15 protein-coding genes are annotated in these 12,057 nt (G+C 73.9%); 8 read left to right on the forward strand and 7 right to left on the reverse strand.

What is annotated here, in order from left to right; genetic code table 11:
- The first annotated feature begins 367 nt into the window (after nucleotides 1-367).
- On the forward strand, nucleotides 368-1,249 hold the full coding sequence (gene otsB / locus ACIP98_RS02400) for a trehalose-phosphatase (RefSeq protein WP_319662936.1): 882 nt from the start codon (nucleotides 368-370) through the stop codon (nucleotides 1,247-1,249).
- Nucleotides 1,250-1,390: 141 nt separating this feature from the next.
- Here otsB and ACIP98_RS02405 read toward each other — a convergent pair whose 3' ends face one another.
- Together ACIP98_RS02405 and ACIP98_RS02410 are read right to left on the reverse strand one after the other, a co-directional pair.
- Nucleotides 1,391-2,110, reverse strand: a complete 720-nt coding sequence (locus ACIP98_RS02405; protein ID WP_319662937.1) for a response regulator transcription factor — start codon at nucleotides 2,108-2,110, stop codon at nucleotides 1,391-1,393.
- The gene (locus ACIP98_RS02410) at nucleotides 2,107-3,210 is read right to left on the reverse strand and encodes a sensor histidine kinase (RefSeq protein WP_401973271.1); all 1,104 of its coding nucleotides are present in this window, start codon (nucleotides 3,208-3,210) and stop codon (nucleotides 2,107-2,109) included. The genes ACIP98_RS02405 and ACIP98_RS02410 overlap by 4 nt, the downstream gene beginning before the upstream one ends.
- Before the next feature lie 135 nt (nucleotides 3,211-3,345).
- Here ACIP98_RS02410 and ACIP98_RS02415 point away from each other — a divergent pair, with 135 nt between their 5' ends.
- Genes ACIP98_RS02415 through ACIP98_RS02425 form a run of 3 tightly spaced genes read left to right on the forward strand, consistent with a single transcriptional unit; the run spans nucleotide 3,346 to nucleotide 5,394 of the window.
- Nucleotides 3,346-3,582 carry a hypothetical protein gene (locus ACIP98_RS02415; RefSeq protein WP_319662940.1) on the forward strand — a complete coding sequence of 79 codons (237 nt, stop codon included), beginning with the start codon at nucleotides 3,346-3,348 and terminating at the stop codon, nucleotides 3,580-3,582.
- A 24-nt stretch (nucleotides 3,583-3,606) separates the two neighbouring features.
- Nucleotides 3,607-4,863, forward strand: coding sequence for an SLC13 family permease (locus ACIP98_RS02420; protein WP_401973440.1), 1,257 nt, complete (start codon nucleotides 3,607-3,609; stop codon nucleotides 4,861-4,863).
- Between the two features lie 18 nt (nucleotides 4,864-4,881).
- The gene (locus ACIP98_RS02425) at nucleotides 4,882-5,394 is read left to right on the forward strand and encodes a universal stress protein (RefSeq protein ID WP_401973273.1); all 513 of its coding nucleotides are present in this window, start codon (nucleotides 4,882-4,884) and stop codon (nucleotides 5,392-5,394) included.
- Nucleotides 5,395-5,437: 43 nt separating this feature from the next.
- On the opposite strand, the gene ACIP98_RS02430 is transcribed toward ACIP98_RS02425, so the two are convergent.
- On the reverse strand, nucleotides 5,438-5,854 hold the full coding sequence (locus ACIP98_RS02430) for a PIN domain nuclease (RefSeq protein WP_401973275.1): 417 nt from the start codon (nucleotides 5,852-5,854) through the stop codon (nucleotides 5,438-5,440).
- Nucleotides 5,851-5,988, reverse strand: coding sequence for a hypothetical protein (locus tag ACIP98_RS02435; protein ID WP_401973277.1), 138 nt, complete (start codon nucleotides 5,986-5,988; stop codon nucleotides 5,851-5,853). Before ACIP98_RS02435 ends, ACIP98_RS02430 begins: the two co-directional genes overlap by 4 nt.
- 226 nt (nucleotides 5,989-6,214) lie before the next feature.
- On the opposite strand from ACIP98_RS02435, the gene ACIP98_RS02440 reads away from it, so the two are divergent.
- Nucleotides 6,215-8,188 carry a LamG-like jellyroll fold domain-containing protein gene (locus ACIP98_RS02440; RefSeq protein WP_401973278.1) on the forward strand — a complete coding sequence of 658 codons (1,974 nt, stop codon included), beginning with the start codon at nucleotides 6,215-6,217 and terminating at the stop codon, nucleotides 8,186-8,188.
- A gap of 45 nt (nucleotides 8,189-8,233) precedes the next feature.
- Here ACIP98_RS02440 and ACIP98_RS02445 read toward each other — a convergent pair whose 3' ends face one another.
- The gene (locus ACIP98_RS02445; RefSeq protein ID WP_401973280.1) at nucleotides 8,234-9,118 is read right to left on the reverse strand and encodes a hypothetical protein; all 885 of its coding nucleotides are present in this window, start codon (nucleotides 9,116-9,118) and stop codon (nucleotides 8,234-8,236) included.
- A gap of 255 nt (nucleotides 9,119-9,373) precedes the next feature.
- On the opposite strand from ACIP98_RS02445, the gene ACIP98_RS02450 reads away from it, so the two are divergent.
- A complete protein-coding gene (locus ACIP98_RS02450) occupies nucleotides 9,374-10,087 on the forward strand; it encodes a DUF2993 domain-containing protein (RefSeq protein ID WP_401973281.1) in 714 nt (237 codons plus the stop codon).
- A 2-nt stretch (nucleotides 10,088-10,089) separates the two neighbouring features.
- Here the strand turns inward: ACIP98_RS02450 and ACIP98_RS02455 are convergent, their stop codons facing one another.
- Together ACIP98_RS02455 and ACIP98_RS02460 are read right to left on the reverse strand one after the other, a co-directional pair.
- The gene (locus ACIP98_RS02455; protein ID WP_401973283.1) at nucleotides 10,090-10,281 is read right to left on the reverse strand and encodes a DUF397 domain-containing protein; all 192 of its coding nucleotides are present in this window, start codon (nucleotides 10,279-10,281) and stop codon (nucleotides 10,090-10,092) included.
- Nucleotides 10,278-11,096 carry a Scr1 family TA system antitoxin-like transcriptional regulator gene (locus ACIP98_RS02460; protein ID WP_401973285.1) on the reverse strand — a complete coding sequence of 273 codons (819 nt, stop codon included), beginning with the start codon at nucleotides 11,094-11,096 and terminating at the stop codon, nucleotides 10,278-10,280. The genes ACIP98_RS02455 and ACIP98_RS02460 overlap by 4 nt, the downstream gene beginning before the upstream one ends.
- A gap of 115 nt (nucleotides 11,097-11,211) precedes the next feature.
- Between ACIP98_RS02460 and ACIP98_RS02465 the strand changes: the two genes are divergently transcribed.
- Both ACIP98_RS02465 and ACIP98_RS02470 read left to right on the forward strand, forming a co-directional pair.
- Nucleotides 11,212-11,604 (forward strand): ATP-binding protein, encoded by a 393-nt coding sequence (locus tag ACIP98_RS02465; RefSeq protein WP_319662948.1) that lies wholly within the window; start codon nucleotides 11,212-11,214, stop codon nucleotides 11,602-11,604.
- A complete protein-coding gene (locus ACIP98_RS02470; protein WP_319662949.1) occupies nucleotides 11,601-12,017 on the forward strand; it encodes a hypothetical protein in 417 nt (138 codons plus the stop codon). The genes ACIP98_RS02465 and ACIP98_RS02470 overlap by 4 nt, the downstream gene beginning before the upstream one ends.
- The last annotated feature ends 40 nt before the right edge of the window (nucleotides 12,018-12,057 follow it).

Raw genomic sequence — 12,057 nt, forward strand, 5'->3', positions numbered from 1 at the left:
CAACGGGCGGGCGGGTGGGAGACAGCCCGCCGCAGGCGCAGCGGCGCCGCACACGGCGACGGCGGGTCGGCCGCACGCAGCGGCAGCCGCACACGGCGACGGCGGGTCGGCCGCACGCAGCCGCAGCCGCACGCGGCGACGGCGGCCCGCTGCTGCGTCCGGCCGACGTCCGGGGCAACGGGCGGGCGGGTGGGAGACAGCCCGCCGCAGGCGCAGCGATGCCGCACACGGCGACGGCGGGTCGGCCGCACGCAGCGGCAGCCGCACACGCCCACGGCGCCCCGCCGCAACGCCCCGGAAGCCCCCCGGGAAGGCGATGCTTCCGTACGCCCGCCATGCCCCCCGCGCCGCTGGGTAGGGTCGGGGCATGACCCTCAGGGACCCCAGGGACGAACTGCCCGAGCCGACGACGCCCGAGGGCGGGGACGGCCTGACCGCACTGCTCGCGGAGCCCCGCAGGGCCGTCGTGGCGCTGGACTTCGACGGGACGCTGGCCCCGATCGTGCCGGATCCGGACAGCGCCCGGGCGCACCCGGACGCGGCACGCGTGCTCGCCCGCCTCGCGCCGCGCATCGGGTCGGTGGTGGTCGTGACCGGCCGTCCCGCGGGGGTCGCCGTGCGGTACGGGGGCTTCGCCGGGGTGCCGGGCCTGGAGCATCTGGTGGTGCTCGGTCATTACGGCGCCGAGCGCTGGGACGCGCGTTCCGGCGAGGTGCGGGCGCCCGGCGCGCACCCGGGGGTGGACGCGCTGCGCGCGGAACTGCCCGGGGTGCTGGACGGGATCGGCGCGTGGCAGGGCACGTGGGTGGAGGACAAGGGCCGCGCCGTGGCGGTGCACACGCGCCGTACGGATGACCCGCAGGCCGCGTTCGAGGCGCTGCGCGGGCCGTTGGGGGATCTGGCGGAGCGGCACGGGCTGATCGTGGAGCCGGGCCGGATGGTGCTGGAGCTGCGTCCGCCGGGGATGGACAAGGGCGTGGCGCTGGGCGACTACCTGCGCGAGGTCGGGGCAGGACCGGTGCTGTACGCGGGCGACGACCTGGGGGATCTGGCGGCGTTCGGCGCGGTGGAGAAGCGCCGCGCGGACGGCCTGCCGGGTGTGCTGGTGTGCAGCGGCAGCCCGGAGGTGGCGGAGCTGGCCGCCCGCGCGGATCTGGTGGTGGACGGCCCGGAGGGCGTGGTGCGTCTGCTGGACGCCCTCGCGGCCGTACTCGAAGCTCAGGAGACCCAGGACCGCGTGAGCGACTGAAGGGCCGAGCCGTCGGGGTCGGCGGGCTCGACGCCGACGAAGGCGCGGGCGGTTCCGGAGGTCCGCCCCCGGAACGGCCCGCGTGGACGAGGCGGGCATACCGGCGCCCAACGCCCTTTGGCCGAGTGCGAGGCAAAGGGCTCAGGCCCGGCCCGACCCCGCCCCGCCGGCGCCGCCGTCGGCGTCGTGCACGATCAGGGCGATCTGCACCCGGTTGTTGAGGCCGAGCTTGCCCAGGACGCGGGAGACGTGCGTCTTGACCGTGGGCACGCTCATGTGGAGCGCCGCCGCGATCTCCGCGTTCGACCGGCCCTCCCCGATGGACAGCGCCACCTCGCGCTCCCGCTCGCCCAGCGAGGCCAGTTGACGGCGGGCCCGCGCGCCCGTGCTCCGCTCCGCCGCCGCCCCGCCGGACACCTGCGCGATCAACTGCCGTGTCACCGCGGGCGACAGCACCGGCTCCCCCGCCGCCACCTTCCGTACCGCCTCGACGATCTCGCGCGGCGCGGTGTCCTTGAGCACGAAGCCTGCGGCCCCCGCGCGCAGCGCGCGCAGCACGTGCTCGTCGGTGTGGAAGGTGGTCAGCACGATGACCTCGGGCGCCCCCGGCCGGGCCCGCAGTGCCTCCGTGGCGGCCAGGCCGTCCACCGACGGCATGCGGATGTCCATCAGCACCACGTCGGGGGTGTGCGCCTCGACCAGCGCGGCGACCTCCGCCCCGTCGCCCGCCTCGGCCACCACCTCGATGTCGGGGGCCCCGCCCAGCATCAGCCGCAGCCCGGCGCGGACCAGGGGATCGTCGTCGACGAGCATCAGACGCAGCACGGTCACGCCGCCCACCGTAGCCAGTCCGCCCGTCATCCCGCCCACGGCAGCCAGGCGCGGACGCGGAAGCCGCCGCCGTCCGGGCCGTGTTCGAGCCGGCCGCCGGCGAGGGCGGCGCGTTCGGTGAGCCCGACGAGGCCCTGCCCGGCGCCGGGGATGGCCGGGGAGCGCGGGGCGCCGGGGGACGCCGCGTCCGGCGCCGGGTTGCTGATCTCCACCGTCAGCCCGTGTGCCGGGCCACCGGTGACGCGTACGGTCACCTCCGCGCCGGGGGCGTGCTTGCGGGCGTTGGTCAGCCCCTCCTGCACGATGCGGTAGACGGTGCGCCCGGTGGCGGCACCGCCCTCCTCGGCGGCGCGGTCCGTCTGCAGTACGACCCGCATCCCGGCCTCCCGCGCCTCGGCCACCAGCCGGGGCACGTCGGTGAGCGTGGGCTGCGGCCGAGCTCCCGCGCCGGGGGCGCCCGGACCGCCCGGTTCGCGCAGCACGCCGATGATCCCGCGCAGGTCCTCCAGTGCCTGGTGCGCGACGTCGCGGATCACACCGGCGGCCCGTTCGATCTCGGCGGGCGGCGCCCCCGGGTGGAACTCCAGGGCCCCCGCGTGGACGCTCAGCAGCGTCAGCCGGTGCGCCAGCACGTCGTGCATCTCGCGGGCGATCTCCTCGCGGGCCTGCCGCCGTCCCCTCTCGGCGTGCGAGGCGAGCAACTGCCGCCGGGAGCGCACGTACAGACCCCAGCCGATCGCCCCGGCCATGATCGCGAAGAAGGTGAGTGCGGAGCCGGTCTCCGGCAGGTCCGGGTCGGGCCCGTGGGCGAGGAACAACGGCAGCGGAGCGAAGGCGAGCGCCGCGATCCACGCCGTGGTCCGCAGCGGCCGGTGGGCCGCCACCGTGAAGACGGCCACCGCCGTCGGCCCGCCCACCAGGTGCGCGAGCCATCCGGTGACCAGCAGCGCCACCGCCAGGTGCACCGGCCACCGCCGCCGCAGGAACAGCGCGGCGCAGGTGACCGCGCTCACCGCCTGCTCCACCACCCCGGTCCCGGCACCGGTCCCGCCCGCGGACAGCACGGAGAAGGCCGCCGCGCCGAGGAAGACCGCGATGTCGGCGCCGATGCCCTTCGGTATGCGTCGCATGTCCCCGAATCTACGGACCGCGGGCGCCGCCACCACCACCCGCGCCGCAAGTCGGGACCTTCGGACGACAGGAGGGCGACGATCGGCTACTTAGGACGACAGCCCGGCCGCCCGGCCGCTCCCTAGCCTTCGGGCATGAAGGCATTGCGCGGGTACAGCGGTTTCATGGGGCTGATCGGTTTCATCCTGCTCTCCCAGGGCGTCGGCGGCATCGTTTACGAAGTCACCGGCGGCTGGTTCCGCGTGTGGGCGCTGACCCAGCGGATCGGTTTCCTGGACGGCTACCGGATCTACGTGTGTGTCGTGCTGGTCGCATTGGGCCTGGCCGTGTGCGTGGCGGCAGACTCGGTGGGCAAGGCGAAGAGCGAGTAGTCCGCCCACCCCGAGGAGCCTGTCCTGAGCACGTCGTACGCGGAGGCGCTGTCCGCCCTGCTGCTGGTGGTGGTGCTGGTCTGCGCCGTGGTGCGCCCCTGGGGGTGGCCCGAGGCGGTGGTCGCCGTCCCGGCGGCGGGGATCGTCATCGGCGCGGGGGCGATCTCCCTGGAGCATGCCGGGGAGGAGGCCGCCCGGCTGGGCCCGGTGATCGGCTTCCTGGCGGCCGTCCTGGTGCTGGCCCAACTCTGCGACGACGAAGGGCTGTTCCGCTTCTGCGGGGCGTGGATGGCGCGCACGGCGGCGGGCCGTCCGCGTCGGCTGCTGGCCCAGGTGTTCGTCGTCGCCTCGGTGATCACGGCGGTGCTCAGCCTGGACGCGACCGTGGTGCTGCTCACGCCCGTGGTCTTCGCGACCGCCGCGCGGCTCGGCGCGCGGGCCAAGCCGCACGTGTACGCCTGCACGCACCTGTCGAACACGGCGTCGCTGCTGCTGCCCGTCTCCAACCTCACCAATCTGCTCGCCTTCGCCTCCAGCGGGCTGTCCTTCGCCCGGTTCGCCGCGCTGATGACGCTGCCGTGGCTGGTGGCGATCGGGGTGGAGTACGTGGTGCTGCGGCGCTTCTTCGCGGGGGAGCTGGACGCGGGGGCGGGCGCCCGGACGGCCGGGGACGCGCCCGAGGTGCCGCTGTTCGCCCTGGTGACGGTGGTCTGCACGCTCGCCGGCTTCGTCGCCACCTCCGCGTTCGGGCTGAACCCGGCGTGGGCGGCGCTGGCCGGCGCGCTGGTACTGGCGGTGCGCGCGCTGGTGCGGCGCCGGACCACGGTCCGCGCGATCGGCCGGTCGGCGGCCGTGCCCTTCCTGGCGTTCGTGCTCGCGCTCGGCGTCGTGGTGCGCGCGGTGGTGGACAACGGGCTCGCCTCGGTGCTCGCGCACGTCGTGCCCGACGGCACGGGCCTGCTCGCGCTGCTCGGACTCGCGGCCCTGGCGGCGGTGCTGGCCAACGTCATCAACAACCTGCCCGCGGTGCTGGTGCTGCTGCCGCTGGCGGCGCCGGGCGGTGCGGGCGCGGTGCTCGCCGTCCTGCTCGGGGTGAACATCGGCCCCAATCTGACCTACGCCGGGTCGCTGGCCACGCTGTTGTGGCGCCGCATCGTGCACGCGCACGACGCGGCGGTGGACTTGCGGGAGTTCATGCTCCTCGGGCTGCTCGTCGTGCCCGCTGCGCTGGTGCTGTCGGTGGTGGCACTGTGGGTGTCACTGCCGGTCTTCGGAGGCTGAGTCGGAAGGGGGACCGCGGTGACCGTCGTCGTCTGGACCGTCGAGGGGACCTGGCCCGCGTCGGTGGACGCCGCCCGCGCCCACGCGCGGGAGGGTGCCGAGATCGTGCTGCTCCATGTCAGCGGCCAGGATGTGCCGGACGCCGCCCACGGCGCGTTCGCGGGTCTGCTGGGCCGCGGGCACGGATCGCCGCACGGCTGGGGCCGGGACCCGGGCACGCGGATGGAGGAGCAGGCCACCGTCTCGGGCCGGGAGTTGCTGGAGGCGGCCGCGGCGCGGCTGGGCCGGCCGTGCGTCCCGCGCGAGCTGACCGGCCGGGTCGAACGGGAGGTGGTGGCCGCGGCCGAGGGCGCCGAACTGCTCGTCCTCGCGCGGGACGGCGACCGCAGCCACCTCGGCCCGCACAGCCTGGGTCCCGCCGCGCGCTTCGTCGTGGACCACGCCCCGTGCCCGGTCCTCCTGGTCTGGCCGGAACCGGCCCCCGACCTCACCACCATCCCGCCCCCGCCGCCGCATCCCCCGCGGGCATAGTGCGGGGTCGGCCCCGCGCCGCCCGGACAGACCCGCGCCCCGGTCAGTCGGCGCTGCCCGCTGCTGCCACCCACCGCACGGGCTGTCCCGTCACGCGCGCGATCATGTCGAAATCGCCGTCGTGGTGCAGGACGGTGGCGCCGTGCCGTTCCGCCGTGGCCGCGATGATCAGGTCGGCGACGGACAGAGCCCTCCGGTTCCCGTCTCCGACGAGCCGGGCTTGCACCTCCAGGGCGCGGTCCCATGCCTCGTCAGGTGCGGGGAGCCAGTCGAAACCGCGCATCTCGTCGCGGATGCGCCCGGCGTCGGCCTTGGAACGGGCGCTGCGGAGGACCTCCAGCTCGACCGCGCCGCACACGGCGAGGAGCCCGGCGTTGTGCAGCGGCTGGACCATGGCGCGGACCGGCGGTTCCGGATAACGGGCGAGGGCGGAGGTGTCGATCAGAAAGCGGTCGGTCATGCGTCCCGGTGCGGGTCGTCCGCGCTGTCGACGGGACCGGTCAGATCAGGCAGCCCGCCCTCGGCCAGCCACATGCCGACCGGGGCCGGGTGGGCCCGGGGTGACCGGCGGGCGGCCTGAGCGCTCTGTGCCACCGCCCGGGCCGCGCGGATATTCCCGGGCGGCAGGGCCCTGGGGATATCGCCTTCTCCTGGTCACTCTCCGCTCATCGAGCGGCCCGCTTCCCGCCACTGGCTGACGAGTGCCGTACACCTTGGGCGGAGACTCGCATTCCGTTTGTCATCTGACGTATGCCCAGCCGGCGACCCTTCTGAGTAGCGTCGATGGGGTTTTGGACCATCGACCCGGGAAGGGCGACCTATGTGCACTCATGGTGACACTCCGTCACACGAGCAGGCCGGGCACAGCCGGCGCGGCTTTCTGCGCAACGCGGCGCTGGCCGGTGCCGGAGCGGCGGCCGCAGGTGTCGGCGGGGCCGCGTTCGGCGCGACGCCCGCGTCCGCCACGGAGGCCCTGAGCGCCGCGGACGCCGCGCGGCACGGCGGCACGTCCGGTACGTGGAACCCCGACCCGACCTCGCTCCGGTTCACCCTCGCGATCATGCCGGACACCCAGTTCCTCTACTGGGGCAGCCAGGACAGCGTGAACCGGACTCCGCAGGAGGAGTCGTTCCGCTACATCATCAAGAACAGCGGGAACCCCGACAACAACATCGTGTTCATGGCGCACCTCGGCGACATGACGCAGGACGCCGACCCGTCCTCCTTCGAGCAGGTCGACAAGGCGTTCGCGCTGCTGGACCAGCACGGCGCCGCGTACAGCGTGCTGGCCGGCAACCACGACGTGTCGGGCGACGACACCCGCGGCGACACGCCGTACCTGCAGACCATGGGCCCGCAGCGGTTCCGGCACTCCAAGTCCTTCGCGGGGGCGGACGAGACCGGTTACAACACCGCGCACATCTTCCAGGCCGCCGGCCGCTCGTGGCTGCTGCTGGCGCTGGACTGGCGGACCACCGACCAGGGTTACGCGTGGGCCAACAAGGTCATCAAGGCCCACCCGAAGATGCCGGTGATCGTCACGTCGCACGACATCGTCGCCTCTCCGTACGATGACAACGTTTTCCCCTACGAGTCCGGCGACCCCGAGAACAACGCCGTGATCGTGGGCAACGGCCAGGTGATGTGGGACAAGCTGATCAAGGAGAACGACCAGGTCTTCCTGACCCTCAACGGCCACTACTGGCCGCCCGGGCGCATGACCCAGAAGAACGCCGCCGGCAACGACGTGCACATGCACATCACGAACTACCAGAACCGCTACTTCGGCGGCGGCGGCATGATCCGGCTGTACCACTTCGACCTGGTCCGCAACACGATCGACGTCGAGACGATCAACCCCTGGGTGCTGGCCCAGGACCCGGAGTCCCGCACCGAGCTGGCCGCCGAGATCGCCCAGGTCACCGGCCCGGTGGACAACTTCTCGATGCCGATCGACTTCGACGAGCGGTTCTCGGGCTTCATCCCGGTTCCGGCCCGGCCCGCCCGCCCGGCGAGCAAGGAGCTGGTGAAGGGCACCCTGGCGTACTGGCGCTTCGACGGGCAGGGCGCGCCCGGCACCGCGCTCACCGCGGGCCAGACGATCCGCGACCTGTCGGGCAAGGGCAACGACCTGACGGTGGTGACCCTGCCGGGCACCGCCGCCGACGCGCTGACCTGGTCCGCCGACCACCACCCCGACCAGCCCGCGCACGCCAGCCTGAAGTTCGCCGGCGGCCGGAACCCGGTCAACGGCTCGTACCTCACCACCGGGCCGAAGGCGCCGCTGAACACCGAGACGTTCAGGAGCGGCTACACGATCGAGTCGTTCGTCATGATGCCGCTGGACTGGGACTCCGGCAGGAACGGCAACGCGTCGTTCCTCAGCCGCCGGGGTTCGGCCGGCGCCGCGGGCAAGCACGGCAAGAACACCGACCCGAACGAGCCCCTGGCCCAGTTCAACATCACGAACAACGGCCGCGAGCCGCAGTTCAACCACTACCCGACGAACACCACCTACCCGACGACCAACTGGGGTCACGGCCTGGTGGAGCTCAAGTGGTGGCACCTGGCGGTCGTCAACGACGGCCGCTACACCCGGCTGTACGTCGACGGCGCTCCCGTCGTCGACAACCCGAACCGGATCTCGCAGGGCCTCACCTCCCTCGGGCTGCCCTGGCTGGTGGGCGGCCACGAGTACGCGGGCGCGATCGACGTCGTCTTCCACGGCAACGTCGGTGACATCCGCATAGTGAACCGTCCGCTGTCCCACGACGAGTTCCTCACCGCCGAGTAAGGCGGCCGTTGCCCGCCCCCGGCCCACCCGCCGGGGGCGGGGGACTCAGGCCCGCGGGGCCGGACGGGCGACCGCCAGCGCGGCCCGTACCCGTTCCGCGCCGCTCGGCCCGCCGGGAGCGGGCACAGCCGCGGGCACGGGCAACGGCACGGCTCCCGTGCACGGCGTGCACACCCCGGTGGCCTGGCCGCGCGGCAACGGGTCGCCGCAGCCCGGGCATTCGGGCAGCGGTGCGGCCGGGGCCGCCGGATCGGCGCAGGTGCGCGGCGCGGGGAGTTTGTCGCGCAGGCGGCGGGCGATGAAGCCGGCGGGGGAGTGCACGGCGGTCGGCAGTCCGGCGGTCACGGCGGTGCGCAGTTCGAGTTCGCTCGCGCCGTTCGCCAGCCAGCGCGCGGCCAGCGGTGCCAGTCCGGCCGCCTCGGCGACGCCGAGCGCGAGTCTGGCCTCCATCCGCCCCACCCGGTGCAGCACGGCCGCCGCGCGGGCGACCAACGGCGCGGCGGGGTGGGGGGTGTTCACCTCATCGGTGTTCTTCCCCTTGGGGGATGTGCCGACGGCCCGTCCGGCCGGTGCGCCGACCGTCGGCATCCGGTCACCCGGCGCCGCGAAGGCCGCCTCGATCTCCTCCGCCGTCCGCAGCGCGACGTTGGAGACGAGCACGCGCGTCGTCCAGCGGCCGGTGCGCGGGCACTGACTGCGCCGGGTGTGGACGAAGCCCTCGGCCTCCAGTTGCTGCCGGGCCCGGCGCAGGGCGATGCGGCCCTCGGGCATCTTCTCGCCGATGCTCTGCAGGGTCTCCCGCGAATCCCCGGGCAGGGAGAGCGCCCACTGCAGCAGTCGTACGGCCGTTCCGTTCAGCCGCGGATGGCGGATGAGGTCGTTCGGCGTCTGGGAGAAGAAACGGGTCGGCGGGATAGCATGGCGCATCATTTACGGGGCTCCTGTCGTAAGCCTCGGAGGTGTAGGCCCCCGGCCGGTGTTGGCGCACCACTGGGGGCCGCTTCATGCGGTGGGCACGAAGCGTGATCGGGCGGTCACTCTATCGGCATCGCGGCGCCGCACGCGACGAACGCCCGTCACTGCCCGCGCCCTTGGGGCGGGGCCGGCCCCGTCGACCGGGGCTGGTGCCGGGGCGCGTGACCGTGCATGATCACCTCGCACGCGACAACGTATGGGGGGATCGGCGTGGGACGTCGTTGGGTAAGAGTCCTGGCTGTCACGGTCGTTGTGCTGGCCGTGCTGTTCGTGACCGCGGACCGGGTGGCCGTGCACGTCGCGGACAAGGAGGTGCTCCGGCTCGCGCAGGAGAAGTACGGCTACGCGAACACCACGGACGGCCACATGAGCGTGGCGATCCAGGGCTTCCCGTTCGTGACCCAGGCGATCGGCGGCGACTTCCGGCACGTCACGCTGACCGCGGAGAAGTTCTTCATCGACACCACGGACAACCGGCAGGGCGGCTACCTGGACATCGCCCGTCTCTCCCTCGACCTGCGCGGCGTGAGCGTGACCTCACTGACGGCGCGCAGCGCCCAGGCCGATCTCGCCACCGGCACCCTGACCCTCTCGTACGACGACCTGTCCGGCGTGGTGACCCGGCTGGCGAGGGCAGGCGGCCCCCTGCGGGTCTCGCGGGCCCCGGGGTCGGACGGCCAGGAGGCACGCCTCCGGGTCTCGGGAACGGTCGGCGGAACACCCCTGAACGGCACGGGAACGCTCCTCGCGCAGGGCTCGGAGCTGACTCTGACCGTTCCCGGTGCGCCGGACGCCGGCTGCGCGTGGAAGATGAGTCTCCCGGTGGGCCTCGGCTTCACCGCCGCGCGCGCCACCGCCGACGGCATCGAGATCAGCCTCGTCGGTCACCAAGTGACGCTCGGCTCCTCGCGCTTCGACGCGTGAGGTCACTCCACCGGCACGGCGGCGGCGTACGCGACGAAGGCCGTCCACTGCTCGGCCGTGAACGCGAGCGCGGGCCCCGCGGGGTCATTGGAGTCCCGGACGTGGACGGCGGCCGGGCCGATGGCGACCTCGACGCAGTCGCCACCCTCACTGCCGCTGTAGCTGCTCTTGAACCAAGCGAGTTCGGCGGTCATAGCTCCCCTGCAATCTGCTCGATCACCTTCGCGGAGTCCCCGACGCTGAGGGCCTGCGACCGGATCATCGCATAGCGCTGATTGAGTTTGCTGACCTCGTTCCGCTGGTCCACCAGCACGCTGCGACCCTGGACTTCGAGATAGGCGAGCAGTCGCAGATCGGGGGTCTCCAGCAGGGTCATGGGCCCGTCGAAACCGGCGTGCGCCTCGTGGGGGAGCGGCATGACCTGGACGGTGACGTTCCGCAGCGCGCCCGCCTCCAGCAGGCGTTCCAGTTGGCGGCGGTTGACCTCGCGGCCGCCCACCGGGCGGCGCAGCACCCACTCCTCGATGACGAAGGCGAGCTGCGGCGCGGGAGCCCGGGTCAGCAGCGACTGCCGGGCCAGCCGGGCCCGCACCCGGCGCTCGACCTCGTCCGCCTCGAGCGTCGGGCAGTGGGCGCCCAGCACCACACGGGCGTAGTCCTCGGTCTGCAGCAGGCCGTTGATGACATGGGCGTCGTACTTGTAGAGGCAGGCCGCGGCGCGCTCCAGCTCCGCGTACTCCTCGAACCACGACGGGAACTCGCCGCGCTCCAGGTGCCGCGCCGCGGCCCGCAGCACCCCGCCCGCGTCGCCGAGCAGCGCCTCCGCGCTCTCCACGAACGCCGGCGGCGGCATCCGCTCGCCCCGCTCGATTTTGACCACCAGGGACTTCGAGTAGCCGACACGCGCGGCCAGTTCGTCGGTCGTCAGCCCCCGCGCCTCGCGCAGCGACCGCGCGACCGAGCCGAACATCCGCATGCTGGCCGAGCCCTCGCCCTTCGTCGCCGGCACGCCACCACCTCCCCGATACACAGCGCGTACACACCGGCCCGGCCTCCCCGACACAACTGATCCGGGGTCAGGTCGTCCCTGGTCAGGCTAGCCGCGGCACGGAACCGTTGACTCCATGACGCAGGAATCCCCACCCGGAACGGCGATGCGTGTCATCGCCGAGCCCGCCCGTATCGCCGCCGTGCGCATTGCCGTGCGCGAACAACTCCGCGCCTGGGGCCGCGAGGACCTCGCGCACGCCGCCGCGCTGTGCGTCACGGAGATACTCGCCAACGTCCACCGCCACGCGGGCTCCCCCGAGTGCGAACTGACCCTGCACGACCTCGCCGGCGAGGGCGTGCGGGCCACGGTCAGCGACCGCTCGCACCGGCTGCCCGTACCCGCTCCGCTGCCGCTCGACTGGTCGGCCGAACGCGGCCGCGGCATGCACCTCATCGCGACGGCGGCCCACCGGTGGGGCGCCCGCCCGACGCCCACCGGCAAGCAGGTCTGGGTGGTGCTGCGGTGAGGCCCGCCACCTGGGCCTGGCTGGACGGCACCGCCTTCGGGCCGGTGGCCTTCCTGTTGCTGGCCCATCCGCGCGGGCACGGCACGGCGGGGCTCGCCGCACTGCTCGGCCTGGCCGAGCCGGGGCGGCGGCTGCCCGACCTGGGCGAGCGGATCACCGTGAGCGCCCCCGGCCGGGCCGTCGTGCACGCGGACGGGGGCGGGTGCCTGCTCGAAGTCGCCGTCGGGGAGCGGTGGTCCGCCTTCGTGGCGGACGGCGGCCCGGTCGCCCTGGTCGTCGGACTCGAACCGCTCGCCCGCCGGGCCCCGCTCGCGGAGGTGGAGGACTACCTCGCCACCGGCGCGCTGACCGCCCGCATCCGGCTGGGGATCAGCAGGCGACGGGCGGCGGGTCAGCCGCGCACCGGGGGCTGACCGGCCGTCGTCCCCGGGAACGCCAGGGCGGACGGGTCGA

This window comes from Streptomyces sp. NPDC088354, from assembly GCF_044753585.1.
Classification (GTDB): Bacteria; Actinomycetota; Actinomycetes; order Streptomycetales; family Streptomycetaceae; genus Actinacidiphila.